Origin of the sequence: Legionella sainthelensi (genome assembly GCF_900637685.1) — a bacterium.
Classification (GTDB): Bacteria; Pseudomonadota; Gammaproteobacteria; order Legionellales; family Legionellaceae; genus Legionella; species Legionella sainthelensi.
The window spans coordinates 62,518-88,343 of the sequence record NZ_LR134388.1 but is presented as its reverse complement, the minus strand read 5'-3'; the positions used below and the strand labels follow the sequence as shown (position 1 = coordinate 88,343).

Genomic DNA, 25,826 nt, shown 5'->3' with positions numbered 1-25,826 from the left:
CTATGTGATATATTATTAGTATATCACATATTGCAAACAGGCTATCACAGCTTTACTAAAAGATACAACATTTTTATGTAGAAAAATAAAAATTTATACGTGACTCTCAACAAAAGCACTTAATTGAGATTTTGAAAGCAATCCCATTTTTACTGCTTCAACTTGACCATTTTTAAATAAAATCAAGGTAGGAATGCTCATCACGCCATATTTTGCAGGAGCTTGTGGATTCTCATCTATATTAATTTTTGCAAATGTCACTTGTTCGCTATGCGTACCAGCTACTTCTTCCAATATAGGTGTTAATGCACGGCATGGTCCGCACCACTCCGCCCAAAAATCAACTAATACCGGCTTATTGGATTGCATGACTTCTTGTTCAAAGCTTGCGTCTGTTACGGTTTTAATAAGATCACTCATGTGTAAACCTCTGTTGTTTAAAATTGGTTAACTTACCTATTATAGATCACCACCTACCGCTTGCAACACACTTAATGCAGTAATTGCCGCTGTTTCCGTACGTAAAATTCTTGGGCCTAAAGAGAGAGGCTGAAATCCATGCGTACATGTATATTGCACCTCCTGTTCACTTAACCCACCTTCTGGTCCAATCAATAAAACAACATCCGCTGCTTTCAAAGTGTAATCACGCCAAGTTTTATTTTTTCCTGGATGTAAAATAAACTTTAATTCAGCTTGGACTTCATCCACGTAACGGTTGAGGGTTATAGGAGGATGAACTGTAGGGACACGATTACGTCCTGATTGTTCACAAGCAGCAATTACTATAGCCTGCCACTGGTGAAGTTTTTTGGCCATTCGCTCTTGATCTAATTTGACCACACAGCGTTCTGTAATAATAGGAGTGATGCTGGCCACACCTAATTCAACCGCTTTTTGCATCACCCATTCCATACGCTCCCCTTTGGAAATGGCTTGCGCTAAATGAATCGCTACAGGAGATTCTCGGCTTACGTCTTTTATGGAACCGACAACAACAATAACTTGCTTTTTTTTCACCGTCTCGATGATTGCATCAAATTCTCGATTATCACCGCAAAATAAAGTAAGGTGCTCGCCCACTTGCATGCGCAAAACAACCCCAACATGTTGACTCGCCTCTGGAGACAATTCAAGTAGCTGGCCTGTGCCGTAGTTGCCTGGCTGGTAAATACGTACTGCTCTCATGAGTTTTTTGTTCTCTTTCGTTGTCCAACTCAGTTAAAACTTTACCCGAACTATAACAAAAATTACTTATTTTTGTCCCATATGATAGAATTTTTTATTTCATTAACGGGGCAAGGAAATTAGAAATTATGAGTAAAACACGTATCGAATCCGACAGTATGGGCGAAATTTCCGTTCCTGCTGATAAATATTGGGGAGCACAAACCGAGCGTTCGCTACATCACTTTAACATAGGCAAAGACATTATGCCGCGCGAAGTGACACACGCTTTTGGGATTTTAAAAAAGGCTGCGGCACTCACTAATCTTGATTTGGGTAAATTACCTAAAGAAAAAGCCGATCTTATTATTCAAGCAGCTGAGGAAGTCAGTAAAGGAATGTTGGATGAACATTTCCCTTTGCATGTCTGGCAAACAGGCAGTGGCACCCAATCAAACATGAATGCGAATGAAGTCATTTCCAATCGCGCAATCGAATTAGCAGGCGGAACTATGGGCAGCAAATCGCCCATTCATCCCAATGACCATGTGAATATGTCTCAATCATCAAATGATACATTCCCCACAGCGATGCATATAGCCGCTGCCATTGCGTTCAATAAACAACTCATTCCTGCAGTACAAAGCTTGCGTGATGCCTTTGCAGTAAAAGTGGCTGCATTTAAAGATGTAGTTAAAATTGGCCGTACTCATTTGCAAGATGCGGTACCTATTACTCTAGGCCAAGAATTTTCAGGCTATGTTGCTCAACTTGATGCATGTATTCAACGATTCGAAGAGGTTTTACCTGAGTTATATGAATTGGCAGCAGGGGGAACTGCGGTAGGAACAGGATTAAATACTCATCCTCAGTTTGCCACCAAAGTCGCAGAACATATTGCACAAATCACCAAACTACCCTTCGTCAGCGCACCTAATAAGTTTGCCGCCCTAGCATCTCATGAGCCTTTAGTTTTTGCCCACAGTGCGATGAAAACCCTGGCTTGTGCACTCATGAAAATTGCCAATGATATTCGTTGGTTAGCGTCAGGACCTCGATGTGGTATAGGCGAGCTGATAATACCTGAAAACGAACCGGGTTCTTCTATTATGCCTGGCAAGGTAAACCCTACTCAATGTGAAGCAATGACTATGGTTTGTGCCCAAGTTTTAGGTAACGATGCCACTGTAGGTATCGCCGACAGCCAAGGTAATTTTGAATTGAATGTGTTTAAACCCGTGATCATCCTTAATGTGCTTCATTCTCTGAACCTATTGACCGATACCTGCCGCTCTTTTCAAGAGTTTTGCGCCGAAGGAATCGAGGCCAATCACAAAGTGATTGATTACTATTTACATCATTCTTTAATGTTAGTTACCGCATTAAATCAGCATATTGGTTATGATAAAGCAGCTAAAATTGCTAAAACGGCACATCATGATAACTCTTCTTTGCAAGAAGCAGCAGTTAAGCTAGGTTTTTTAACTGCAGAACAATTTGCTGAATTTGTAAAACCAGAAGAAATGACCTCACCCCATTAATCTAGAAAAATCCTGTGAGTGAAGGTTTTTTACTTATGCTTGCCTTTCTGCCTTATAAGCAGAAAGGACAACTCTATTCAATATTATTGAATTACAGGAATTTGAGGCAACGGATTAGTACTTGTTTGTCCGGCAACACCTTTCATTGAGGCATCAGGCCATAAGTCAATTTTCCATGAGTTATAACTAATTAGTTATAACTCATATTATTTTGTTTATCCTCAGAAGAATCAATATTATTGGGATTTGCTTTGAAGAAAGAAGGTGAAGATTGGGATTTATTTCCTTTTAAACCAGATTGCCATTCTTCAACTGACATAATCTTTACAAAATGTGTGTCTGGTACAGCATACCAATCCATCCTAAGTGCGCCACCCATATGATAATTACGTACTAACTCATTCATGTCTTCAATTGATTGGCAAATAAACATTTTAGCCATACCATTCATCCCAAATTGATTATATGCACATGCAACATGCCATCCGTAATCAACTTTAGGAAAATTTGTAACATTACCCTCATAATCGGTGGTAACTTTTAATGATTTTAATTCTTCTTTGGAATATTCACTTTCTTTTCCAGCTGGAATTAACATGATTTCTCCTTTGATAAGTCTGCCTAAAAAGCAACTCAGATATTATCCAATCAAAGTAAAAAACAAACAGCTGTCATAAAATGATAGGTAGAGGGGGCAAGCCGTATCGTCATGATAACTCTTCTTTGCAAGTAGCAGCAGTTAAGCTCGGTTTTTTAACTGCAGAACAATTTGCTGAATTTGTAAAACCAAAAGAAATGCCTCACCCCATTAATTGAGTCATACTCAGTCAATAAAGACGTTTATTGATACTCGCCTTTCTGCCCTGTAAGCAGAAAGGCCAAGACAGGTTAATATTATTGAATCACAGGAATCTGAGGTGCCGCTTTACGAGCAGGCCCTGGAGTAGCTGGCTGAGTAGGATCTTTGGAAGCATAGGTCTTTTGCTGTGCTTTTGGTTTAGTAACCGCCTGCTTTTCAGACTGCGTTTTATTCGTTGGTTCATAAGATTTAGGATAATTCGATTGCTCTGAGCGTTGCATATCCATGCTACATGCACCTAACCCCAGAGATAAAGCTATTCCAAAACACCATTTTAATGATTTAAAATTTGGCATAGTATTGCTCCCTGCTTTTTATTATTTTTAATGAATCACCATTTAATATAGATTAAAAAAAATAAAAGCACCACTTAAAACAATGTGAAATGTCACCACAAAATTAAAATGACACCCAAAATACCCTACTAAATTTGAATACAGCCCTATGCTGTTGCAGAGAAACGGGGCAACACCAACTCCAACGCTAAGAATCAATTTTTTCAATAAATAATTTACTCATAGAATTACTTAACAATTCTTTAATCAAAGTAATGTAAAATAGTACAAATAAAATAAAAAAAATGCATTCGTTTTGATTGAACATGAATTAAAACATTTTAACAACCGATCTGTGTTTTATAAATGTCATTTGTCTGAATATACGAGGTATATACTATTATGTTTTCAAGAATACTAACTGGTGCGGGTAGTGCTACAAGTCGCTACAATATCCAAAGAGTTACTTCATATCTTGTCAATGGGGCTCCCAGTCGCGGGATATCTACCTATGCTTCCACTCGATTTGATAAAGAATGGGAAAATCCTGCAAAACAAGATATCGCAAAATCAATGACATTGGCAACAATAATCCCAACAACCCACTCTTCGCGAGAGTCAGCTGAAATCCAACCACCATTAGCTTCAGGAAAAATAGTTCATCCATCCATTGTATATGCCCATGGAAGCACATATGGACAGAATTGCGCGGTTGATAAGATTTTTGCGGTTTGTCCAGAACATTTATTATTAATGCGAACAGCAATTGGAATATTAAGAAACCCAACCTCTGAAATTGAGCATATCACTCAGATTATAGCGGCTGAGCTTGGGAAGGAATTAGCTAAATTAGATGCAAAAACATTCAGAAGTCTTTTTGAGCTGGGCTCCAATGTTAATGAAAGCCGCTCTAAAGATATGATCGTAGACCAGACTGAGCTAATTCGTATCCTTACTGGTGAAAAAACAGTTCCGCCACAACAACTTTCAAGAATTCTTGAAGTCGTGTTATCCCCTCTGGGTACGATTGCGAATACTTATGGGACTCCTTACTGCAAAGTTGCTAAGGCTAAAAAAGAACAAAGAGATATAGGCGATTTAGAGCATTTTATGGATAAAGTAATGATGCCTTCATTAAGTATTTTTCATGTGCCATATATCAAAGCACCGGGCTCACCTTACGCGCATTTGCAGATGCAGCAATATACCCACGGAGCGCCAATAACAGAGGAAGAGCGCGTTACAATTAATCATTATCTTGAGTGTTGTTCACGTAAAGGCGGCCCTCTTCCAGAAATCCCACAATTACGCAGCGTCATTGTAAAAGATCCCAGGGGCAGAACCATCCAACTTCATGATCATATGAATTTGCCACACTTTTTTGATGTTTCGGGAACTACTGGAGCAGTGATGCAAGCTTCATTGGGACTTTTACATAAAGCAGGGAAGTCAGGGCTTGTAGATGGCCCGAATGCAACCATTGGTTTAGGTATGGTACTGGCAGGATGTAATTTTTACAAACAAGGATATCATAATTATTATGAAGTTCTTCCAGCCTTACATTGGGTTAATCATAATGTTTGGAAACAACCTTTCGTAGAATTGACGCCAACAGAACTTCTGTATGCTGTTCCACAATTATTAAAGGAGTGCGTCGATCCACAAAGTTCGATGGCGTCAACAGTGGGTGATACATTGGATTTGGTGACTGAACATTTTGCATTGCACTATGAACTCTATAAGGAAAATCTCCTGACTAGCGAACAGGACAAAGATCAATCATTATCTTGTGGTCTTAGTGGAAGCAACAAGGATTAGAGTAATCAGAGTGTCATTCCCTATAAGTTATTGTTTTTAGAGCACAACTAGATATCGTTATACACTAGGTCATTCGTATTCAATATGACGTTATCATGGGTTTAATGACAGCTTTCGTGGCGTACCGGAGTAGTTGCTTTATCACTGCATTAAAGTGAGCAATGAAATGGTACATCAAATTAACAGTGACCCAAATTTGGCAAGCTGCTGCAATCCAGATTCTTTGCGTCTTAAAATTTGACTACAACACGTTCTTTCGTCCGAAAAACTAAATTAACGATACCATTTGCACATACAATGTCTTTGTGGGTTGCACTTGTAATTAGAAGTAACCCAGGCTGTATTGCCCCCTAAAAAGTAGACAATTTGCAAAACAATTATTTCCTATATCCATACCATTTGGATTATGAATAACTTCCATTTTTTCATTTGGATTCAAGAGATTGTTAAGTTCTTGAACAAAGGCATCGCCAGCTTTAATCGGAGCAGGGTCTTTGGATCTAAAAAAACGATAACACCAGCCATCTACTTTTGCATTTCCCTCTGCAACGCCTATCGCAGCCCCCATACATGCCCCTATTATCAAACCGGTAATCAGTAGGGGTAAACTCATGGAAATAGCCCCTAACAGCAAACCCAAGCAAGTAGAAAAAGAAATTGTATAAAAAGCTACCATTGCAAATCTAAGTCCATAATTGCAAATACGTTCCGGCATGCCAGGCATCAACCCGTATATTTTCTGTTAGTACTGGTAAAATTCATAAGGGGTTAGAGCAACCGAACTACTTAATTGAGTAGCTAAGACATTCATTTCTTTTAAGAAAAGAAATACTCTATTGCACTCAAAAATGCTTATTTTATCAAATTTTTCAAAAAAGAATGCGCATTCCCGATAAAATTTTTGAAACAATTCCTGGAGTATTTCGTTATTAAATTTTTTTAATTTTGCAATATTGAGTTGTTCGCGTATGTCGACTATGGAAGGCTTAAACATATTTAATAAAGACTAAACAAAAAGAATTCAGGTATTATTAATCAAAGAAAAAAATAAACAACTGTCATAAAATGGCAGATAAAGGACTGTGCTGACATCGTCAATTAGCTTTTCGGAACGAAAAAAGTGCGGTGGTCGAATTTTAAAAACGCTAACAACCTGAGTTGCAGCAGCTTGTCAAATTTGTTTCGCTGGTGAAATTGAGTTCTCCGTTGTGGTGCTAAATTGGTGTAACGTCCCACGAACACGGCGAATACAACTCTAGTTCTCCCCAGCGTAGCTCCCGCAAGTGATTTAAAGCGAACGCGGTGCTGGATTATTTACCCCGAGATCAAACACTTTTTCCAGTGGGGTATAAGATTTGACATCAAGTAAACTATGATCGATATAATGAATAGGAACCCCAGCCTCTGATTTAGTTGTAATGCAATTCACATCACACAAGAGTTCATATTTACCAAGTTGAGCGTAATATGATTTTGCCATTTCCAGCCATTCATTTTTTTCATTGTGAGTAATAGCCTTTAAGATTTGAGGATTATATACTGGGCCAGTGTTTAAAAAACGCGGTTCTACTGCAGTAATATTTAACCCAACAAGTTCTGTTCCTTTGCGTAATGTAGTCAGATCGGTGGGTATATTATCCAGCTTAAATAATTTTTGCTGTAGTTGTAGGTACTCTGTACTATGCGGTCTCGGTATGTGATGAATAGATGAAGAAAATAAACGATTCATGTCTTGAGCAATGGAAGAGTTACTCACGTTTCTAGATATTCGAGGCACTGCACGATTTACAACGGGAAAAAGGCGGGCAAACATACTAAATCCTTGTCAAGAAGTAAAGTCTGAGAAACATTATATCAGTGTTAAAATATTAATCAATCCATTTCAAAATTACTTCAAACCTTAAGCTAGAAGAATTTTTTTTTTGCGATTAAAAGACCTATAATAAAAATCCCTATTTTTTAATCAAGGACCCAATATGATTTATCCGAACATACTTGCGACCATTGGACATACTCCCGTCGTAAAAATTAATCGTCTCGGCCAAGATCTCGACTGTGAGCTCTATGCCAAATGTGAATTTTTCAATCCGGGAGGCTCCGTAAAAGATCGTATTGGGTATGAGATGGTTGTTCATGCTGAACGAGATGGACTTATTAAACCCGGCGACACACTTATAGAACCCACTTCTGGGAATACAGGGATAGGTATTGCTTTAGCAGGAGCTGTACTCGGTTATAAAGTTATTATCACCATGCCCGAAAAAATGAGCCAAGAAAAGCAATCGGTACTCGAGCGTTTAGGGGCAAAAATTTATCGCACGCCAACTGAAGCAGCATATGATGATCCCGAGAGCCACATTTCCTTAGCAAAAAAATTGCATGCAGAAATCCCCAATTCACATATTCTTGATCAATACGCCAATCCCAATAATCCCAATGCCCATTATCATGGTACAGCCCAAGAAATTATTGATGATTTCGGCAAGGACTTACATATGATTGTCGCTGGCGTTGGCACCGGTGGTACTATCACTGGGATAGCAAAGCGTCTTAAAGAATACAATCCCTCAATTAAAATCATTGGCGTTGATCCTGAAGGTTCCATTCTTGGTGGTGGCACTGAAATTAAATCCTATCAGGTAGAAGGCATAGGTTATGATTTCTTCCCAGAAGTATTAGATAATCATTTAATCGATAAGTATATTAAAATCAATGACATCAATTCATTTCAAACTGCCAGAGATTTAATTCGAGAAGAAGGCTTGTTGGTAGGAGGCTCTTCTGGTGCTGCTATGTGGGCTGCACTACAAGCTGCAAAATCCTTAAGTAAGGGACAAAAATGCCTCGTCATTTTACCTGATTCAATTCGTAATTATATGTCTAAATTTGCCAATGAGGAGTGGATGAAAGCACAAGGATTTCTCTAATCCTTTGGTTTGCCGAGCGGAGTTCACAAAACTCCGCGCCACTTGCACTAATGAATATTATCTTAATGCAGCTGTAGATTGATTTTCTATTTGATCAAACAAACTATCTGGTTCAACTTGCTTTGTACTAATCCAACTGGCTAAAGCACTCGCCAATAACTCTTTCGTATGTTGCTCTTTCTCAGCAGGGATATCAGCAATAACTGGCGTTCTCACTGCCTGATCTAAGGTAGATAACGATAAAGCATTGGTTGATTGCGCAGGCAAAAAGGTAATATAAAGACTCATGAGTTGATTGTAGGTTAATTCGCCAGCAAGTACCATAGATAAAATTGTCTTTCGCCATTGATCGTAGGACTGTAATAACTCTTTATTATCTTGGGCTATCAGATGCATAATATCAGCAAGAGTTTCGTCCTGCTCATGGGTATCCTCGGCAGGTTTAGGCCCATTAATGGCCAACTGACCCACGTAAGCAAATTCTGTTTTATGTTTTACAGCAGGGAAATACTGCTCCCCTTGAATTTGAATCATTAAATTAAGTTTAGACATTATGCTTCTCCGTCATATACATCTCTTTTTCTCAGTTCCTTTCCTGGTTCTTTAAAAGATAAAGTAACAGTAATCCCCAAAGCATGTGCCAGAGCATTTAAAGCACTAGGAGGCAACTTGACTTTAGGATCACGTAAGTAATTTTTTGGAGTTTCAGCACTTAACCCATTAAATACCTCACGATATTTTAGAGGATGAATATATATCTCATCTACAGTCAGCTGACGTAACACATAAGCCATGCACTCAACAAGTTCTGTCTTACGAGTATTATTAAGCAATATTCCCATACGCTCTGGCAACGTCAAAAATGGTTGGCTCGCAACATATCTAGGAAAATAATGATAAAAACGCTCTAGTATTTTTTTCAAAACTGCGTCATTACCGCGCTGTGTACTATATAAAGAATCAATCAAGGCCACTGCCGCAGCATGAAACTGCTCATTTCCTACATTGATGAAGCTATACTCTTCGCGCGGCTTATATCCATGTGTTTTATTACTAAAAAAACCACTCGAAAGTGCAACCATAATGCTCTCTCCAAACCCCAATATATTTCCATTCTAATGAATCAAAATTAAGGAAATATTAACTAATTACACATCCTGGAATATAAATTTACACTTATTTTTATTTCTAAGCAAAACATCATAATAAAATAGCACTTAACATTATAATTTTATACTACGTACAATAATTTTACTTATTCGTCTTTGCAAGAGTTAAGTTTATTTATTCGATTAATATTTTGAAAATAAAAAGAATTTAGGTTTGTATGGGGCTCTTAAGAGGATAAGAAGACAATAATCAGCTATAGTAACGTGAGTTCTGCGGAAGTAATGAGAAGAAGTTCAAATTTATAAGGAATTATCTTGAACCAGTTCATACCGTATTTTTTCTGCTTGTTTATCGTACTTCTAGTAGCGTTAATTCATTGGCACCACAAAAAAAATATTTCCTAATTAAGCGTTGGCAAAAATCGTTGCATTTGAAAGAGCATTCGCAAATTTTTCATAACCTATATAAAACAAGTAATGGATTTATGTTATCGCAGAATGCGCGCCGAAAACACGACGCAATGGAGTATTCGTATGGAGAAATTGAGTTTTTTTCTTTCATCGCGCTTTTATCATTAATAAATCCAAATGAAAATACTGTATTTTATGATTTAGGCTCAGGGACAGGAAAAGCAGTAATCGCTTGCGGGATGGTATTTCCTGTAAAGAAAAGTATTGGTATCGAATTGTTTCCTGAATTATATTTACACTCCTGCCAACAGGTAGAACAATTAGCAGCCATCAAGCAATATGAGCGACAAGCCCCAAAAATTAAGTTTCGCTTGGGTGACTTTCTCGAAGCAAATCTCAATGATGCAACACTTATTTTCATTAACTCTACTGCCTTTTTTGGTCCAACCTGGGAGAAACTGTGTGTTAAAATAGATTACTTACCGCATCTCACCACAATAATTACTACCAGCAAACCCCTATCTTGTATCCATTTCAAACTGTTGAAACACACAAAAGTAAAAATGAGTTGGGGGGTAGTTTCCGCCTATATTCATACACGAAAAAACATATTGGACTAACTGTCTTGAAAATATTGAATAATTTTTTTACCCGTCTATACTTATAAATAGGTAATAATTGCTAGCCGAATCTTTACTGGTGGCACACTTTGACATATGCGACAACAAGGGGTGGATATGATTAAATCGGAACTCATTGAACACATCGCTTCTCGAATGACGCATCTTACTGAGAAACAAGTAGCTGATGGTGTAAATAGGATTCTTGAATTAATGAGTGATGCACTCATTAAAAATCAGAGAATTGAAATTCGAGGCTTTGGTAGTTTTTCTCTTCATTATCGTCCACCACGCAATGCGCATAATCCCAAAACGGGGGAAAAAGTGGTGACTACAGCCAAATATAGTCCTCACTTTAAACCAGGGAAAGAATTACGCGAACGTGTTGATGCGTCACGCGGTAAGTATGAGCTACCCGAGGAGTAACAGGCCGATTCCAATCTGAGGACGGCCCTAGGGGGCGATGCTTAATAAAAAAGCATGAGTGCCTTAAAAGTACTCATGGTGACATGGCCATTAGAATCATCAGCTCATCAATTTGCATGATCTGAATTGCATCTTAGGCTAATATCTACGTTATGCTTTGGGCAAAGTTACTCCTGTTTGTCCTTGATATTTCCCATTTCGATCACGGTACGAGACAGCGCACACTTCAGTGGCCTCTAAAAACAGCATTTGAGCCACACCTTCATTTGCATAAATTTTGGCAGGTAACGTTGTCGTATTTGAAAATTCCAATGTCACATGTCCTTCCCATTCCGGCTCTAAAGGGGTCACATTGACAATGATCCCACAACGCGCATAAGTAGACTTTCCAAGACAAATTGTAAGAACATTTCGAGGGATACGAAAATACTCCACGGTTCGCGCTAAAGCAAATGAATTGGGTGGAATAATACACACATCGGAATGAACATCAACGAAACTGTTTTCATCAAAGGCTTTGGGATCGACAATTGCTGAATTAATATTAGTAAAAATCTTAAATTCATTAGCGCAACGAACATCATAGCCATAGCTGGATACACCATAAGAAATAATTCGTCCCTTATCATTTTCACGCACTTGCCTTGGCTGAAATGGAGATATCATTCCATGTTCCAGCGCCATTTTTTCTATCCATTTATCTGATTTAATTGACACAATAGAAACCTCATGACTCATCAAAAGAATGAGTTCTATCATAAATATTGAACAAACGAAAGAATGTTTGCTTATACTTATTAGTAAGAGCTGCAGAATTCCGATAGAAATAAGTGGAAAATGGCACCCGAAGCATAATTTTTATTTCCTTATTCAAAAGGTTAAGAAGTGAAAATAAAAAAAATCGAAGAAATTGAATATCGATATGGGGAAGAAGAAAATCTCAAGCAAATTCTTTACCATTCCAAAGTTCCTCTCTTAATAAAAATCAAATCGTTTACTGAAAAATACAATTTAGATTATTTTGCAAACCTTGTTTATGGAGAAATAATCTATGATACCTATGAAAGTGATCTCTGGAAATCGTGTCAACCCGGTGATTTTAAATCCATCATGCAACAAATGGACAATAACATGCCACATCGGATTTTTGGGTTGATTCTGCCCAAGTATCTTTCAGCGGAAATTGAAAAACATGTTCCTCTTTGGCAAAAAATTCCATTTCGGCCAAGATATTTTAATAAAAATTAAAAGTTTCTTATTTCTTTGGTGGAAAAGGCGCTCATACAGAAATGCATTTTGACAGAGAGCATTGCAGTAATCTGCATTTTTGTATTAGTGGAAAAAAGCGATTCTTACTATTTACTGAAGATCAAAGCGAAAATATTTATAAACTACCCTTTGTTGGTGATAGCTTAATTGAATTTGGTCATCCGTGGGAGTCTTTATGTCAACAATTTCCAAGATTAAATCAAGCAGAAGGATATAATGTCACGCTAGGCCCAGGTGATATGTTATTTTTGCCTAAGAACTGTTGGCACTACACAACCTATCTTGAAGCTTCAGCTGCGGCCACTTATGTTTTCTACCCGAATAAGCTTTATCAATTTTATGGATATTTTACCGGCCATTTCTTTATGGGTTATAAAGAAGCAAGTGGTCTTAAAATTGCTGATTGGCCTATTTTTAGAAAATTTAGTGAACACTATGCTATGGCAGAAGGGAAAAAAAAGTATCTATTTAAAATAATAGAGGCTCTCTCTTACGTATTTTTACTCCCGACAATAAGCATTCTTATCAAAATTTCATTATTAGTAAAACCACGCCGATTTTTTTATTAAATCCAGGGGCTCAACTAAATTAGAAACAACCTCAATAATTTCTAATAAGTGCTATCCATTACTTCTTTGCCGCCATATTCGCTAAAATCTCCGCTAATTCTATGGGCATTGGGAAAATTATAGTTGAATTGTTATTCGTTGCTATTTGAGATAACGTTTGTAAATAACGTAATTGCATGGCCTGGGGTTGTTGCGCTAACACCTGTGATGCTTGCAATAACTTTGCTGAAGCTTGTAACTCACCCTCTGCATGAATTATTTTAGCCCTTCTTTCGCGCTCCGCTTCGGCTTGTCGAGCAATCGCTCTTATCATACTCTCATCTAAATCCACACGTTTAATCTCAACGTTTGATACTTTAATTCCCCAGTTATCCGTTTGAGAATCTAATATCTTTTGGACATCACTATTTAATCGATCCCGCTCGGAAAGCATTTCATCCAACTCGTGCTGCCCCAGCACGGAACGTAAGGTAGTTTGTGCTAATTGGCTGGTTGCTTCATAATAGTTGGCCACCTGGATAATTGCATTCTCGGGTGCTACTACGCGGAAATAGACAACAGCATTTACCCTTACTGAAACATTATCTTTAGAGATTACGTCTTGGCTTGGCACATCCATAACGATAGTCCGCAGATCAACACGAACCACTTGTTGAATTATAGGGATAACAAGAATTAATCCAGGGCCTTTAACACGCCAAAAACGCCCTAGCATAAATATGACACCTCGCTCATATTCTCTAAACACTTTAATGGCTGATGTAAAGAACATAATGGCTAATACTAAAATAATTATTAAAACGGGCCCCATTTTTACTCTCCTTGATTCTCCAAATCCTCTTTAACTTCCAGGATAAGGCCTGATGCCTTGATTACCCTTATTGGCGTACTCGCTGCAATAAATCCTTGCGTACGTACACTCCAAATTTCGCCACGAATAATCGCCTGACCTTCCCGATCAATATCGCCAAATGCTCTCCCTCTAGCCCCTTCCAAAACAGCTAGTCCATGTTTCACAGTTTGACCTCTTGCTTTTAAAGCTACGCCTAACAGCACTATAAAAAGAAGTATATTTATGAACGCCATTATCCATATCACTGACCAAGCAATCCGATACATTTGATTATGAGTATCAAATAGCATAATAGATCCGATGACAAAAGCTATAGTACCACCCCCACCTAAGGATCCATATGCAGGTATAAATGCTTCTGTAATAATAAAACCTATACCTAAAATAATGAGGAAAAATCCTGCGTAATTGATTGGCAATAATTGCAATGCATAGAAAGCAATACATAAAGATATAGCGCCAATTACCCCCGGTAATACCTGTCCTGGATTAACTAATTCAAAGAAAATGCCATATATCCCAAGCAAAAGTAAAAGATATGCTAATGTTGGAACAGTGATCAATGATAAGAATCGCGTACGCCAATCGGGATTAATAATCTCTATAATTGGGTTATCGGTATTTAATATCATCTTTTGATCATTTTGGATCACTGCTATGCCATTTAATTGGGATAAGAGATCTTTTTCGTCCTTTGCAATGTAGTTTATTACTCCTTGTTTTAAAGCTTCTGTAACAGTGAGTGTAGACGCATTTAAGACTGATTTTTGCGCAAACACAGGGTCTCGTCCTCTTAGTTGTGCTAGAGTGCGCATGGTTGCCAGCGCATCATTAGCCATCTTTTCCTTTCTTGTTGATTGTTTTTTTGTATCACTTTCATCTGTAAATCCTATTTCATTTAAACTCACAGGACTAGCTGCACCTAATTGTGTTCCAGGTGCCATTGCAGCCAATGTGCTGGCATAAAGTAGGTAAGTTCCGGCGCTTGCAGCGCGCGCACCTTTTGGACTGACGTAGGTTACAATAGGTACTTTGGATGATAAAAATTTTTGGATTATAATTCTCGTTGCTTCATCAAGCCCGCCAGGGGTATCAAGAGTAATTAAAATCAAATCTGCATGTTGTGCATTATCAATATTACGAACGATGTAATCTACTGTAGCAGGGCCAATTGCTCCCTTTATATTTAATTCAACTATTCTTGCCGCATAAGCATGTGAACTGTAAATAAATAAAATAAAGAAGAGAATATTAAATGCAGATATCCTTATAGATGTTGGCACCGATATAGATCTTGGCATCATGTGAATTTTACCCACACGCTAATCCCTTTCAAAGATCCCATAAATTAAAAGATAGCACAAATTAACTCATTATTAGGGTCAACAGACCCTAATCTTATTGTTTATCAATGGATTTTGACTCGACTGATTCTAATCAGAAACGATCATCCTCAGAGTTTTAGAACGTTAACACTTGGTGATTTATCGGGCCTGGGCGCCTACGAGCACCCAAGCTGTTTATGTTTTACTAGAAATAAACTCCAATTTGCGCAGATACGGTATCTGCAGTACCTCCTGTGCCTAATGTAGGTGCATTTACAAGACCCGGAGGAGCCGCTCCATTAGCAAAATCATTTACGCTATAATCTATTTCATGTCGATACTCAATGCTTTCTACAGTATCCTTCCAAATTGAGATGTTAAATACACCAATAAATCGCTGTTGGGGTAAATTCAGCGCCAGAGCATCCTTAGTCCATTGATAACCCACACCAATAGATGAAGGTCTATTGAATGCTCTAAAAGTCATATCAATCTCTGTTTGTAATGCCTGTGGTTTTGCACCACGTCCGTTAAAACTTAGATCCTGCGCTCTAAATGCCTGTGTTGCACCAACCCATTCCGCTGCAAAATTGAACCGGTCGTATCCCATATTTCCATAAACATCAACCGCTTGGGTTTTACGCACGGCTTCGTTTCCATTAAGTAAGGAACCAAACCCACCAAAAGTACCTGGATTAGCTGCCGTATTTTGCATTCCTGCTGCATCATCTATGGAGCTAATATAACTTGCCCCTACCTCACCGCGAATCTCATTGAATGCAAAACTATAACCTGCATTCGCACCACCTACTCCAGCTCGCCCTAAGGTCGTATCACTTCTATATATATAGGTTGCAACAAATGGCCCCGTATCTTCCTGAGACTTGTAGCCTAAGATGAACGGCCTTGTCTTCGTTCGTGCTAGATTTAACGTTAATGGTGCACTGATCATCGAACTTGAATAACGCCCAAAAGGTACATATAACTGCCCTGCAGTAAAATAAAAGGGAGTTTTATCTAAGTTACCAATATTTACAAAACCCATATTCAGGTTAAATGCAGAGTTGTTAATTCTTGGCCCCACATCTGGAGGGTTTGAATCATAAGCAATTGCAATATAAGCCTCAACATTTTGGTTGAGTGCAGCTGCAACATCCACTTCACTCGATCCTAAAGTCAAATCCACATTTGTCCCACCAACATAGTCACTGTTCATCATGCCTACGGGTTCCGCTTTACCGCTAATTGCGATTATGGGTCTCTCGGGAATGGGATAACCTATAGTTTGATAGGCTCTATATAATTTACGACGTTGCTGCATTAAACGGATATCACGGTTAATACTTGAAATATTAACGATATAATCAGACCCATCGAATGCAGGGCGATCTCCTAAGTATGGGGAAGCTACTACAGGGGTTCCAGCAATATACGTCACTACACGATTATCTGCAACTAAGGCAGTGGGATAAAATCCTATAGACTCTGGATGTTCTTCTGGCGTATGAACTGAAATACTTGATGAATGATATTTGATCATTTCATCTTTCTTACTACGAACATGAACCTGTTTTTTAGCAGACTTTGACACAGTTTTTGTGACAACTGGCTTTACTGTTTTACTTGTTTGCTTCACTTTATGAGCCACTACCTCTTTTTGTAATGCCTCTAATTGCGTTTGTAACAGTTGGGCCTGTTTTTGTAACAGTGCTATCTGGCGTTGTAGTTGTTGATCATTTTCTGCATAGAGTGGTGATGATAAACAGATCAAAGCCAATAAAACCATTTTGAACTTCATGTGGTACTCCTGTTTATTATTTTTACTTCCACAGCGGGAGGGGGTGAAATTATATCTTGACAAATAAAAACTGACTAGACATTTTATTATAAATTTGCATAATTTTTGTAACTATAAATCAAAAAAAACCCATGCCAGATGGGTTTTTATTTTGACTTTAATTTTTGAATAAAAAAGAACCAATAATTACGCATCACCAACGAGCTTTAGTCCAAAATATGGACCAAAAAGTCCATAATCAACTGGGCGAACGGGGCCTACTAAATTTGCGAAGGATTGAGCCTCCAATACGTGGAAGTAATTAATTGCTTGATAACCTACTTGAACATTGGCTACTCCTATAGGAGTAGCATGAGCATAATTAACCCCAAGCTTCGCCTCCAAACTAGGGACTATGCCTTTTTTACGAAAAAAAACTTGCTCAACAATAGCATCAAAGGGAGCCATGACAAAACCAGCTTGGTAACGATTAGTTCCATAAAGTATTGATCCCGCCCCATTAGCAGTGATGCTTAGTGCGTCCGTGATGTAGTATGAGTAGTCTAGCCCAACAGCAGGTCCAAATCCTTTATAATTGGTGTTATTAAATTTACTCAAAGGATTGCTTGCTAAAATTGGAATTGGGAGTTGTTGCGTTATATAATAACTCGTTGCTGTTGATTGTATGTTGGCATACTGTAACCCCCCATAGAAACGGATCTTGTCTCTAACACTCAGGTTAGTATATTGTCCCATGACTATATTTACTTGATCAATCCTATTAAAACTTGTTAATTCAAAGGGCGTAGGAAGAGGTGGTAATCCTATTGCCGGAATGGTAAGAATTCCAAAAAAATTAGTTGGATCTATAGAACTACTGAAATGCATCCAATTAACACTAATATCATTTCCTGTGTTGAAGTGATAAGAGCCTTCTAAGCGGTATCCCCAATTCCATTCATTTTTTACCTCTTTATTTAGAGGTGCAGTACCTGGTTCAAATGCTTTTTCACTACCATAAACGGATCTCAAATAGAGAGCTTGTGCACTAAAGTCCCAAAGTTTTGCCTCGCAAGGAACGGTAACATTACCGGGGGTACAAGCTGGGCCCATAGTTCCGGCGATAGTTACATTTGCTGCCAATCCTAACACAGCGATAGTTACTTTTTTAAACATGAATACTCCATCAAAAAAAAAGCCCATCTTTCAGACGGGCTTTACAAAATCTTAATCAATTAAGAAATTAAACGTTTCCTACATATTTCAGACCGAAGTAAGGACCTGCAGCAGAAAAGTCAGTAGCTGTAGTTTGTAATACAGTTGTATTTAATGCATGGATGTAGTCGAACCACATGTAACCAGCATCTAGAGTTAAGTCACCTTGTGCCATTGCATAAGTATAGCTAGCACCTAACTTAGCTTCTAATTCAGGAACAACTGTTGTTCTAGTTCCAGCGATGTTTAAGTCAAATACTTCACCACCAGCGCTTGTGAATACGTCAAGGTCGTAACCATGCTTAGCACTACCAACTAATAATGCAGCAGCTGCTTTAGCATAAATTCCGAAACCGTTACCAAACACATAGTTCATGTCAATACCAGTACGTGGACCGAAGCCATTGAATTGGGTATTTCCACTGAAACGAGCAAGGAAATCATCAGCATCAGCATCTACGTCAGCAGCAAATGCATGAACGCTTCTCTTAATGCTTGCGAATTGGAAACCGCCATGGAAACGGATTTTCTTGTTAGCGCTGACGTCAACAAATTGACCCATTTCACCGTTAACTGCATCCCATCTGTTTTTGTGACCAAAACCAATTGCTAAGTCTGGTGCAAAATCTGGAGTAAATGTGGTGTTGTTCCAGCTTGTATCCAGGTGATACCAAGTTAAGGTAATATCATTTCCAGTGTTGAAGTGATATGAACCTTCGATTTGGAAACCCCAGTTCCATTGTGCATCTAAATCAGTATTGATAGAAGCACCAGCTACAACAGGGTTAGCTTCTATACCTAGTGAAATATTATTATCAGTCATTGTTTGCAAGACTAATGCTTGGCCACCAACATTCCATGCACTGCTTGGGCAAGGAACAGTCACGTTACCTGGGGTGCAAACTGGTCCCATGGTGCCAGCGAATACTGCACTGCTACCTAAAGCAAGAACAGCTAACGCTGTTTTTTTCAAATTTAACATGCTTATCTCCACTTTTTATTATTATTTCCGTTCGTTACCAATTTAAATTGTTAGCAACGGTACGCGTATTCGCTCTATTACCGAGAGCGTACCTTGCTCAATTATCTTACCGGACCTTTATAAAGTCAACAGTATTAATTAAATTTCTTAAAATGATAGCGAATTAAATGTTACCTATATACTTCAAGCCAAAGTAAGGGCCTGCAGCAGCAAAATCAGTAGCTGTAGTTTGTAATACAGTTGTATTTAATGCATGGATGTAGTCAAACCACATGTATCCAGCATCCAGTATTAAATCACCTTGAGCCAATGGATAATCATAGCTAGCACCTAACTTAGCTTCTAATTCAGGAACAACTGTTGTTCTAGTTCCAGCGATGTTTAAGTCAAATACTTCACCACCAGCGCTTGTGAATACGTCAAGGTCGTAACCATGCTTAGCACTACCAACTAATAATGCAGCAGCTGCTTTAGCATAAATTCCGAAACCGTTACCAAACACATAGTTCATGTCAATACCAGTACGTGGACCGAAGCCATTGAATTGGGTATTTCCACTGAAACGAGCAAGGAAATCATCAGCATCAGCATCTACGTCAGCAGCAAATGCATGAACGCTTCTCTTAATGCTTGCGAATTGGAAACCGCCATGGAAACGGATTTTCTTGTTAGCGCTGACGTCAACAAATTGACCCATTTCACCGTTAACTGCATCCCATCTGTTTTTGTGACCAAAACCAATTGCTAAGTCTGGTGCAAAACCAGGAGTAAATGTGGTGTTGTTCCAGCTTGTATCCAGGTGATACCAAGTTAAGGTAATATCATTTCCAGTGTTGAAGTGATATGAACCTTCGATTTGGAAACCCCAGTTCCATTGTGCATCTAAATCAGTATTGATAGAACCACCAGCTATAACAGGGTTAGCTTCTATACCCAATGTAACATTATTATCAGTCATTGTTTGCAAGACTAATGCTTGACCACCAACATTCCAGCCAGTGCTTGGACAAGGAACTGTTACATTACCTGGGGTACAAACTGGCCCCATAGTCCCTGCGAAAAGTGAACTACTGCCTAAAGCTAAAATTGCCAAAGTTGTTTTTTTTAAACTTAACATGCTTATGTCTCCGCATAAATTATTATTGTATTTCTATAGTCATTGATAACTCTCTACTAGGAGTTGTCATTAGCATGCGTTCGTCGCTTCAGGTCGATGCATGCAACAGTGTTGAGTATTAGCAGTGGAGTGGAATATGTCAAGAAAAATTATTAAAAAAAATAATAATTTTCAAGTAGATATATCTTTTTTGCGCATCAAATATTTTTTTTAATCAAAATGAAAAAAATTAATATTTTTCAGAATAAGTCCATTACTCATCAGTCCAAATAGGAATAAACATTATCATTCTGCGTCTTGAAGAGTAATTCGTGTTATCCTTAGTACTCTACAAAATTACGAGATTTTTATGGTACAAATGTTACGTATTAATCGTCCTGACGATTGGCATGTTCATCTCAGAGACAATGAAATGTTACAGCACACTGTAATAGGTAGTGCCAAACATTTTGCCCGAGCACTAATCATGCCAAATCTTAAACCAGCACTTACCTCATTGTCTTCAATTAATGATTATAGAACTAGAATTCTTGCCGCCTTACCCAAAGACAGCACTTTTGAGCCTTATATGACTTTTTATTTGAACGATTCGGTAGATGCCGAAGATTTAAACAAGGCCGCACATATACCTTATATTTTAGGAGCAAAACTCTACCCCGCTGGCGCAACAACCAATTCTGAGGCTGGAGCAAAATCACTTACTGCTCTCTATCCTCTTTTTGAAGTATTACAAAGCAATAACTTGGTACTGCAAATTCATGGAGAGGTAACTCACAGCGATATTTTTGAGCGGGAGTCCTTATTTATAGATGAATATTTAAAGCCTATAGTCAGCAATTTTCCACAGCTAAGAATAGTGTTTGAACATATTTCGACTCAAGCTGCTGTAGAATATGTACTGCAAGCGCCAAAAACAGTAGCAGCCACAATTACCCCACATCATTTATTATATAATCGTAATAAATTGCTTGTGGGCGGAATTAGGCCACATTATTATTGCCTGCCCATTTTAAAGCATGAAAAAGATCAAAAAGCATTACAAAATGCTGCGTGTAGTGGAAATCCAAAATTTTTTGCCGGAACAGATAGTGCCCCCCATAGTGTAGACACAAAAGAAAATGCTTGCGGATGCGCTGGAATTTATTCGGCTCCATTTGCCTTGAGTTTATATACACAAGTGTTTGATGAATTAAATCAACTACAACACTTGAATCACTTCCTAAGTCAATTTGGAGCTGAATTTTACCAATTGCCTATTAATCAGCAGCAAATTGAATTAATTAAATCACCACAAACAGTACCCAACTTTTTACCCTTAGGTTTGCGTCACGTTGTTCCTATAGCAGCTGGAGAAACGATTCAATGGAGAACCCATGAATCATAATCCTTTATTCGGCATGCATATAAAAGAACGGTTTCGTGGCTTTTTACCTGTAGTTGTCGATGTGGAAACTGCTGGGATTGATCCACATAAAAATGCATTACTAGAAATGTGTATCGTACTCATTCTAATGGATGATCAAGGTAAGTTTTATCGAGGAAAGAGCCATTTCGAACATATTTTACCCTTTCCCGGCTCGGAACTCGATCCTAAATCACTCGAATTTAATCAAATAGATCCCTTTCAACCATTACGCTTTGCAATCGATGAAAAAACTGCCCTAGAAAATTTATTCCATCCGATTTTTGCGGCAATCAAAATGTTTCAGTGCCAACGTGCTGTTTTAGTAGGCCATAATGCATGGTTTGATTTGTTGTTTATAAAAGAGGCAATAAAGAGAACCGGGGTTAAATCGCCATTTCATGCGTTTACTTGTTTTGATACAGCAACCTTAGGTGGTTTTATTTACGGGCAAACGGTATTAGCTAAAGCAGCTCAGGCGGCCGGAATTACTTTTGATGCACAAGAAGCTCATTCAGCAATTTATGATGCAGAGAAAACAGCCGATTTATTTTGCCATATGGCAAATTTGTGGCAGGAACGACAAGCAAAGACAAAGCCTGAGTAAGAGCAACTCAGGCTGCAAATTTTATAATGAATCAGAATGCTCTGATAAATATGCGGCAACACCTTCAGTAGAAGCGGTCATGCCTGCTTTTCCTTTTTGCCAACCAGCAGGACAAACTTCCCCATTTTCTTCAAAGTGCTGTACAGCATCAACGATTCTTAGCAGTTCATCTATGTTACGTCCAATGGGCAAATCATTGACAATTTGTGAGCGAACTATACCGTTGGTATCAATAATAAATGCGCCACGGAAAGCAACGCCTGCAGCAGGATGCTCCACACCATAAGACTGACAAATACTATGAGTCATGTCTGCGACCATAGTATAACGAACAGAACCAATACCCCCTTTGTTCACTGGAGTATTTCTATACGCATTATGAGTAAAGTGTGAATCAATAGAAACAGTAACCACCTCAACATTACGGCTTTTAAACTCATCAATGCGATGATCTAAAGCAATCAATTCAGAAGGGCAGACAAAGGTAAAATCCAAAGGATAAAAAAATACAAGACCATATTTACCTTTCAAATGCTCGTGTAAATTAAATTTATCCACAATTTCACCATTTGCCAAAACAGCAGCCACAGTAAAATCAGGAGCTTTTCTTCCCACTAATACACTCATTCTATGCTCTCCATTAATTATTATAATTATGTAGTTTCTTTAGAGCCTGTTGACAATTCCTATATCTTAGCAAAATGGGGCGCTGGCATTAATAGGCTATACGTTACTACTCTAAACCACATCATTTTGGCTCAATCTAAGGAGTTGTCAATAAAACCTATGTTATGCAGCAATTGCGTCACGCAGCATGGTTTCTAATTCACCTTGTTGAAATAACTCAGCAATAATGTCAGAACCGCCTATCAACTCTCCTTTTATATAAAGCTGTGGAAAGGTAGGCCAATCAGAGAACTGAGGTAAAGTTTGACGAATATCGGGATTAGCAAGAACATCTACATATGCAAAATCAACACCACACGCCTCGATACATTGGACTGCGCGTGCAGAAAACCCACATTGTGGCATCTTCGGTGTACCTTTCATATAAAGCAAAATAGCGTTTTCAGTTATTTGCTTTTTAATTTTATCTAAAGTATCCACTCACACACCCTTTAAGTAATAAATTTAATGACGTCATTATTGCGAAAACCTATCAGCTCACAATCAATAATATTTTGGCACGTTAGCTTAACAGATCTTTGATCAAAAGCCAACCAACAGCCCATTTGATCAAATAACATCCAAAAATAAATTATCAAAGTATAGTCCAATTAATCTAAATCGTTACAAGCAATTACAAAAGCTTTTTTGTTAAATAGGGATAATCTTCATTGAATATCACCATCTACCTGCTAAACTTAGCGCAAAATAATAAATTAGGAGATTAGGATGACCTTTACACTACCTGAATTACCTTACGCAAAAAATGCGTTAGAACCCCATATTTCGAGTGAAACGCTTGAATACCATTATGGCAAACATCATCAAGCTTACGTGACTAACTTAAATAAACTAATTCCTGGCACTGAATTTGAATCCATGAAATTAGAAGAAATTATTAAAGAATCAAAAGGAGGAATATTTAATAATGCGGCACAAGTATGGAATCATACTTTTTATTGGCATTGCCTAAGCCCAAATGGTGGTGGAGAACCTCAAGGAAAAGTTGCTGAAGCAATTAATAAATATTTTGGCTCTTTTGATTCATTTAAAGAAAAATTTACCCAAACCGCAATTACAACTTTTGGCTCGGGTTGGGCGTGGCTTGTTCAAGACAAAGCTGGTGAATTAAAAATAATCAGTACTAGTAATGCTGGCACACCGATGACCGAAGGATTAACCGCACTGTTGACCTGCGATGTGTGGGAACATGCTTATTATATTGATTACCGTAATGCTCGACCAGATTATGTGACTGCATTTTGGAATTTGGTAAATTGGGATTTTGTAGCTGATAATATGAGGTAGGTACCTTTTACCCTGTCCTAAAGAAAGAGAACGGTAAATGGTGTCCACTTAAAAATTGATGCGTTTACGTATGTCTGAAGGTCTAAAAAGCAACAAATCTTGCTAGAATGCTTCTTCCTGCAGCATACCGATCAATAGACCCCTGCTGTTGCAGAGGGTGACGCCCTCCCAAAACGTCACCTTCTGCGATAATATGAAGCTCTTTTATACTGAAATGATTCACTGTATTACTCATATAATCTTTTTTCATAGCAACATAATAGCCTATTGAATTTTTATTCTCATGTAGCGCAGGAAAGAAAGTTGTGGCTATAATGTGGGCTATTACTAGCTCTTCCATAAAAATAAGAAATAATCTATTTAAAATGGAAATCCTTAAGTTTTAAAGGAAAAACATTATGGCTTTAATTACAAGTTACAATCCTATGCCAATAACGTTCACACATGGAGAAGGAGTTTGGTTGTATGATGAACAAGGTAAAGCCTACCTAGACGGCTTGAGTGGGATAGCCGTTTGTGGGTTAGGACATGCCCATCCTGATGTCACACAAACAATACAACAACAAGCAGCGAAACTGATTCACACATCGAATACCTTTCATATTAAGCAACAAGAATTACTCGCTGAAAAACTCACAGCCATGACTGGCATGGAGCAAGTTTTCTTCGCCAATTCAGGTGCTGAAGTGAATGAAGCAGCAATAAAATTAACGCGTCTTTTTGGACATAAAAAAGGAATTGAAACACCATCAATCATTGTTATGGAAAAAGCCTTTCATGGTCGCACGATGGCAACATTAACCGCATCAGGAAGTCGTAAGGTCCAAGCAGGATTTGAACCTTTAGTTCCTGGGTTCATTCGTGCTCCTTTTAATGACTTAGACGCCATCCATACGATTGCAGCGAACAGAGAGGATGTCGTCGCGGTGATGATTGAACCTATCCAAGGCGAGGGTGGCATCCATGCAGCAGAAGAAAGTTACCTTCGCTCTGTCGCCAAACTTTGTGAGCAACATGATTGGATGCTTATTTTAGATGAAATCCAAACTGGAAACGGCCGTACTGGAAAATTATTTGCCTGTATGCATTACGATATTCAGCCTGATGTTCTGACAACAGCCAAAGGCTTAGCGAATGGCGTTCCAATCGGAGCTTGCCTCATTAGCAAAAAAGCGAAAGATTTATTTAAACCTGGAAACCATGGTTCAACTTTTGGCGGTAATCCTTTGGCTTGTGCGACTGCTTTAACTGTATTAGAGGTGATTGAACGAGATAAAATTTGCGAAAAAGTCACAAAAAACAGCGCGCTATTAATGGAAATGCTGATCAAAAATCTTGGTGAGCATCCGAATGTTAAAGCAATTCGTGGTAAGGGGTATATGATAGGTGTTGAACTGGATAGACCCGCCAATGATATGCGTTTGCTAGGACTTGCTAATGGAGTACTCTTTAATATCACTGCGGATACTGTTGTACGACTATTACCGCCATTGATCATTAATGAAGATGAAATCAATGAATTAGTAAACCGATTAACCTTAACGATTAATCAATTTACTCAATAATAAGAGAACACACAAAAA

The 25,826-nt window shown here is 38.2% G+C and carries 28 protein-coding genes and 1 pseudogene; 11 read left to right on the top strand and 18 right to left on the bottom strand.

The features are described 5' to 3' along the window. Window positions 1-93: 93 nt before the first annotated feature. Window positions 94-420 carry a thioredoxin gene (gene trxA, locus EL220_RS00400; RefSeq protein ID WP_027272009.1) on the bottom strand — a complete coding sequence of 109 codons (327 nt, stop codon included), beginning with the start codon at window positions 418-420 and terminating at the stop codon, window positions 94-96. A 39-nt stretch (window positions 421-459) separates the two neighbouring features. Then, complete coding sequence (locus EL220_RS00395; protein WP_027272010.1) at window positions 460-1,188, bottom strand: 16S rRNA (uracil(1498)-N(3))-methyltransferase; 729 nt, start codon at window positions 1,186-1,188, stop codon at window positions 460-462. 128 nt (window positions 1,189-1,316) lie between these two features. Between EL220_RS00395 and fumC the strand changes: the two genes are divergently transcribed. After that, complete coding sequence (fumC, locus tag EL220_RS00390; RefSeq protein ID WP_027272011.1) at window positions 1,317-2,708, top strand: class II fumarate hydratase; 1,392 nt, start codon at window positions 1,317-1,319, stop codon at window positions 2,706-2,708. 190 nt (window positions 2,709-2,898) lie between these two features. On the opposite strand, the gene EL220_RS00385 is transcribed toward fumC, so the two are convergent. Continuing rightward, complete coding sequence (locus tag EL220_RS00385; protein WP_027272012.1) at window positions 2,899-3,306, bottom strand: hypothetical protein; 408 nt, start codon at window positions 3,304-3,306, stop codon at window positions 2,899-2,901. 80 nt (window positions 3,307-3,386) lie between these two features. On the opposite strand from EL220_RS00385, the gene EL220_RS18075 reads away from it, so the two are divergent. After that, entirely contained in the window at window positions 3,387-3,524 is a 138-nt protein-coding gene (locus tag EL220_RS18075) for a hypothetical protein (RefSeq protein WP_155833975.1), read from the top strand. A 78-nt stretch (window positions 3,525-3,602) separates the two neighbouring features. On the opposite strand, the gene EL220_RS00380 is transcribed toward EL220_RS18075, so the two are convergent. Beyond that, window positions 3,603-3,863 carry a hypothetical protein gene (locus EL220_RS00380; RefSeq protein WP_027272013.1) on the bottom strand — a complete coding sequence of 87 codons (261 nt, stop codon included), beginning with the start codon at window positions 3,861-3,863 and terminating at the stop codon, window positions 3,603-3,605. 381 nt (window positions 3,864-4,244) lie between these two features. On the opposite strand from EL220_RS00380, the gene EL220_RS00375 reads away from it, so the two are divergent. Next, a complete protein-coding gene (locus tag EL220_RS00375; RefSeq protein WP_027272014.1) occupies window positions 4,245-5,660 on the top strand; it encodes a hypothetical protein in 1,416 nt (471 codons plus the stop codon). A gap of 322 nt (window positions 5,661-5,982) precedes the next feature. Here EL220_RS00375 and EL220_RS00370 read toward each other — a convergent pair whose 3' ends face one another. Together EL220_RS00370 and EL220_RS00365 are read right to left on the bottom strand one after the other, a co-directional pair. Continuing rightward, window positions 5,983-6,375 (bottom strand): hypothetical protein, encoded by a 393-nt coding sequence (locus EL220_RS00370; protein ID WP_128130796.1) that lies wholly within the window; start codon window positions 6,373-6,375, stop codon window positions 5,983-5,985. A 573-nt stretch (window positions 6,376-6,948) separates the two neighbouring features. Beyond that, the gene (locus EL220_RS00365) at window positions 6,949-7,473 is read right to left on the bottom strand and encodes a hypothetical protein (protein WP_051544775.1); all 525 of its coding nucleotides are present in this window, start codon (window positions 7,471-7,473) and stop codon (window positions 6,949-6,951) included. 163 nt (window positions 7,474-7,636) lie between these two features. On the opposite strand from EL220_RS00365, the gene EL220_RS00360 reads away from it, so the two are divergent. After that, complete coding sequence (locus EL220_RS00360; protein ID WP_027272016.1) at window positions 7,637-8,587, top strand: pyridoxal-phosphate dependent enzyme; 951 nt, start codon at window positions 7,637-7,639, stop codon at window positions 8,585-8,587. 57 nt (window positions 8,588-8,644) lie between these two features. Here the strand turns inward: EL220_RS00360 and EL220_RS00355 are convergent, their stop codons facing one another. Together EL220_RS00355 and EL220_RS00350 are read right to left on the bottom strand one after the other, a co-directional pair. Further along, window positions 8,645-9,139, bottom strand: coding sequence for a hypothetical protein (locus EL220_RS00355; RefSeq protein WP_035906431.1), 495 nt, complete (start codon window positions 9,137-9,139; stop codon window positions 8,645-8,647). Further along, entirely contained in the window at window positions 9,139-9,669 is a 531-nt protein-coding gene (locus EL220_RS00350; RefSeq protein ID WP_027272018.1) for a hypothetical protein, read from the bottom strand. The genes EL220_RS00355 and EL220_RS00350 overlap by 1 nt, the downstream gene beginning before the upstream one ends. Window positions 9,670-10,181: 512 nt before the next feature. Here EL220_RS00350 and EL220_RS00345 point away from each other — a divergent pair. Both EL220_RS00345 and EL220_RS00340 read left to right on the top strand, forming a co-directional pair. After that, window positions 10,182-10,727 carry a class I SAM-dependent methyltransferase gene (locus tag EL220_RS00345; protein ID WP_232002558.1) on the top strand — a complete coding sequence of 182 codons (546 nt, stop codon included), beginning with the start codon at window positions 10,182-10,184 and terminating at the stop codon, window positions 10,725-10,727. A gap of 117 nt (window positions 10,728-10,844) precedes the next feature. Further along, window positions 10,845-11,153 (top strand): integration host factor subunit beta, encoded by a 309-nt coding sequence (locus EL220_RS00340; protein ID WP_027272020.1) that lies wholly within the window; start codon window positions 10,845-10,847, stop codon window positions 11,151-11,153. Window positions 11,154-11,303: 150 nt separating this feature from the next. On the opposite strand, the gene dcd is transcribed toward EL220_RS00340, so the two are convergent. Next, window positions 11,304-11,870, bottom strand: a complete 567-nt coding sequence (dcd, locus tag EL220_RS00335; RefSeq protein WP_027272021.1) for a dCTP deaminase — start codon at window positions 11,868-11,870, stop codon at window positions 11,304-11,306. Between the two features lie 168 nt (window positions 11,871-12,038). On the opposite strand from dcd, the pseudogene EL220_RS19725 reads away from it, so the two are divergent. Continuing rightward, a pseudogene (locus EL220_RS19725) lies at window positions 12,039-12,991 on the top strand (cupin-like domain-containing protein). Window positions 12,992-13,049: 58 nt separating this feature from the next. On the opposite strand, the gene EL220_RS00325 reads toward EL220_RS19725, so the two are convergent. From EL220_RS00325 to EL220_RS00300, 6 genes are all read right to left on the bottom strand, one after another. Next, a complete protein-coding gene (locus EL220_RS00325; RefSeq protein WP_027272023.1) occupies window positions 13,050-13,802 on the bottom strand; it encodes a slipin family protein in 753 nt (250 codons plus the stop codon). Window positions 13,803-13,804: 2 nt separating this feature from the next. Further along, on the bottom strand, window positions 13,805-15,145 hold the full coding sequence (locus tag EL220_RS00320) for an NfeD family protein (protein ID WP_081779089.1): 1,341 nt from the start codon (window positions 15,143-15,145) through the stop codon (window positions 13,805-13,807). Between the two features lie 229 nt (window positions 15,146-15,374). Next, on the bottom strand, window positions 15,375-16,967 hold the full coding sequence (locus EL220_RS00315) for an LbtU family siderophore porin (protein ID WP_027272025.1): 1,593 nt from the start codon (window positions 16,965-16,967) through the stop codon (window positions 15,375-15,377). 186 nt (window positions 16,968-17,153) lie between these two features. Next, the gene (locus EL220_RS00310; protein ID WP_027272026.1) at window positions 17,154-18,122 is read right to left on the bottom strand and encodes an Lpg1974 family pore-forming outer membrane protein; all 969 of its coding nucleotides are present in this window, start codon (window positions 18,120-18,122) and stop codon (window positions 17,154-17,156) included. Window positions 18,123-18,189: 67 nt separating this feature from the next. Further along, window positions 18,190-19,143: an Lpg1974 family pore-forming outer membrane protein gene (locus EL220_RS00305; RefSeq protein WP_128130795.1), complete on the bottom strand. Its 954-nt coding sequence runs from the start codon at window positions 19,141-19,143 to the stop codon at window positions 18,190-18,192. 163 nt (window positions 19,144-19,306) lie between these two features. Next, window positions 19,307-20,260, bottom strand: coding sequence for an Lpg1974 family pore-forming outer membrane protein (locus EL220_RS00300; protein ID WP_128130794.1), 954 nt, complete (start codon window positions 20,258-20,260; stop codon window positions 19,307-19,309). Between the two features lie 349 nt (window positions 20,261-20,609). Here EL220_RS00300 and pyrC point away from each other — a divergent pair, with 349 nt between their 5' ends. Beyond that, complete coding sequence (pyrC, locus tag EL220_RS00295) at window positions 20,610-21,644, top strand: dihydroorotase (RefSeq protein WP_027272213.1); 1,035 nt, start codon at window positions 20,610-20,612, stop codon at window positions 21,642-21,644. Beyond that, window positions 21,634-22,269 carry a ribonuclease T gene (gene rnt / locus EL220_RS00290; protein WP_027272212.1) on the top strand — a complete coding sequence of 212 codons (636 nt, stop codon included), beginning with the start codon at window positions 21,634-21,636 and terminating at the stop codon, window positions 22,267-22,269. Before pyrC ends, rnt begins: the two co-directional genes overlap by 11 nt. A gap of 21 nt (window positions 22,270-22,290) precedes the next feature. Here the strand turns inward: rnt and EL220_RS00285 are convergent, their stop codons facing one another. Together EL220_RS00285 and grxD are read right to left on the bottom strand one after the other, a co-directional pair. Further along, entirely contained in the window at window positions 22,291-22,896 is a 606-nt protein-coding gene (locus EL220_RS00285) for a peroxiredoxin (protein ID WP_027272211.1), read from the bottom strand. Window positions 22,897-23,058: 162 nt separating this feature from the next. After that, window positions 23,059-23,376, bottom strand: coding sequence for a Grx4 family monothiol glutaredoxin (gene grxD / locus EL220_RS00280; protein ID WP_027272210.1), 318 nt, complete (start codon window positions 23,374-23,376; stop codon window positions 23,059-23,061). A 288-nt stretch (window positions 23,377-23,664) separates the two neighbouring features. Here grxD and sodB point away from each other — a divergent pair, with 288 nt between their 5' ends. Then, window positions 23,665-24,243, top strand: coding sequence for a superoxide dismutase [Fe] (gene sodB, locus EL220_RS00275; RefSeq protein ID WP_027272209.1), 579 nt, complete (start codon window positions 23,665-23,667; stop codon window positions 24,241-24,243). Between the two features lie 82 nt (window positions 24,244-24,325). Here the strand turns inward: sodB and EL220_RS00270 are convergent, their stop codons facing one another. Continuing rightward, the gene (locus EL220_RS00270) at window positions 24,326-24,583 is read right to left on the bottom strand and encodes a hypothetical protein (protein WP_027272208.1); all 258 of its coding nucleotides are present in this window, start codon (window positions 24,581-24,583) and stop codon (window positions 24,326-24,328) included. A 58-nt stretch (window positions 24,584-24,641) separates the two neighbouring features. Between EL220_RS00270 and EL220_RS00265 the strand changes: the two genes are divergently transcribed. After that, the gene (locus EL220_RS00265) at window positions 24,642-25,808 is read left to right on the top strand and encodes an aspartate aminotransferase family protein (protein ID WP_027272207.1); all 1,167 of its coding nucleotides are present in this window, start codon (window positions 24,642-24,644) and stop codon (window positions 25,806-25,808) included. The last annotated feature ends 18 nt before the right edge of the window (window positions 25,809-25,826 follow it).

Bases quoted from the DNA above. Each gene is read 5' to 3' on its own strand.
- trxA (WP_027272009.1), bottom strand. From the start codon at position 420: ATGAGTGATCTTATTAAAACCGTAACAGACGCAAGCTTTGAACAAGAA.
- EL220_RS00395 (WP_027272010.1), bottom strand. From the start codon at position 1,188: ATGAGAGCAGTACGTATTTACCAGCCAGGCAACTACGGCACAGGCCAG.
- fumC (WP_027272011.1), top strand. From the start codon at position 1,317: ATGAGTAAAACACGTATCGAATCCGACAGTATGGGCGAAATTTCCGTT.
- EL220_RS00385 (WP_027272012.1), bottom strand. From the start codon at position 3,306: ATGTTAATTCCAGCTGGAAAAGAAAGTGAATATTCCAAAGAAGAATTA.
- EL220_RS18075 (WP_155833975.1), top strand. From the start codon at position 3,387: ATGATAGGTAGAGGGGGCAAGCCGTATCGTCATGATAACTCTTCTTTG.
- EL220_RS00380 (WP_027272013.1), bottom strand. From the start codon at position 3,863: ATGCCAAATTTTAAATCATTAAAATGGTGTTTTGGAATAGCTTTATCT.
- EL220_RS00375 (WP_027272014.1), top strand. From the start codon at position 4,245: ATGTTTTCAAGAATACTAACTGGTGCGGGTAGTGCTACAAGTCGCTAC.
- EL220_RS00370 (WP_128130796.1), bottom strand. From the start codon at position 6,375: ATGCCGGAACGTATTTGCAATTATGGACTTAGATTTGCAATGGTAGCT.
- EL220_RS00365 (WP_051544775.1), bottom strand. From the start codon at position 7,473: ATGTTTGCCCGCCTTTTTCCCGTTGTAAATCGTGCAGTGCCTCGAATA.
- EL220_RS00360 (WP_027272016.1), top strand. From the start codon at position 7,637: ATGATTTATCCGAACATACTTGCGACCATTGGACATACTCCCGTCGTA.
- EL220_RS00355 (WP_035906431.1), bottom strand. From the start codon at position 9,139: ATGTCTAAACTTAATTTAATGATTCAAATTCAAGGGGAGCAGTATTTC.
- EL220_RS00350 (WP_027272018.1), bottom strand. From the start codon at position 9,669: ATGGTTGCACTTTCGAGTGGTTTTTTTAGTAATAAAACACATGGATAT.
- EL220_RS00345 (WP_232002558.1), top strand. From the start codon at position 10,182: ATGTTATCGCAGAATGCGCGCCGAAAACACGACGCAATGGAGTATTCG.
- EL220_RS00340 (WP_027272020.1), top strand. From the start codon at position 10,845: ATGATTAAATCGGAACTCATTGAACACATCGCTTCTCGAATGACGCAT.
- EL220_RS00325 (WP_027272023.1), bottom strand. From the start codon at position 13,802: ATGGGGCCCGTTTTAATAATTATTTTAGTATTAGCCATTATGTTCTTT.
- EL220_RS00320 (WP_081779089.1), bottom strand. From the start codon at position 15,145: ATGCCAAGATCTATATCGGTGCCAACATCTATAAGGATATCTGCATTT.
- EL220_RS00315 (WP_027272025.1), bottom strand. From the start codon at position 16,967: ATGAAGTTCAAAATGGTTTTATTGGCTTTGATCTGTTTATCATCACCA.
- EL220_RS00310 (WP_027272026.1), bottom strand. From the start codon at position 18,122: ATGTTTAAAAAAGTAACTATCGCTGTGTTAGGATTGGCAGCAAATGTA.
- EL220_RS00305 (WP_128130795.1), bottom strand. From the start codon at position 19,143: ATGTTAAATTTGAAAAAAACAGCGTTAGCTGTTCTTGCTTTAGGTAGC.
- EL220_RS00300 (WP_128130794.1), bottom strand. From the start codon at position 20,260: ATGTTAAGTTTAAAAAAAACAACTTTGGCAATTTTAGCTTTAGGCAGT.
- pyrC (WP_027272213.1), top strand. From the start codon at position 20,610: ATGGTACAAATGTTACGTATTAATCGTCCTGACGATTGGCATGTTCAT.
- rnt (WP_027272212.1), top strand. From the start codon at position 21,634: ATGAATCATAATCCTTTATTCGGCATGCATATAAAAGAACGGTTTCGT.
- EL220_RS00285 (WP_027272211.1), bottom strand. From the start codon at position 22,896: ATGAGTGTATTAGTGGGAAGAAAAGCTCCTGATTTTACTGTGGCTGCT.
- sodB (WP_027272209.1), top strand. From the start codon at position 23,665: ATGACCTTTACACTACCTGAATTACCTTACGCAAAAAATGCGTTAGAA.
- EL220_RS00270 (WP_027272208.1), bottom strand. From the start codon at position 24,583: ATGGAAGAGCTAGTAATAGCCCACATTATAGCCACAACTTTCTTTCCT.
- EL220_RS00265 (WP_027272207.1), top strand. From the start codon at position 24,642: ATGGCTTTAATTACAAGTTACAATCCTATGCCAATAACGTTCACACAT.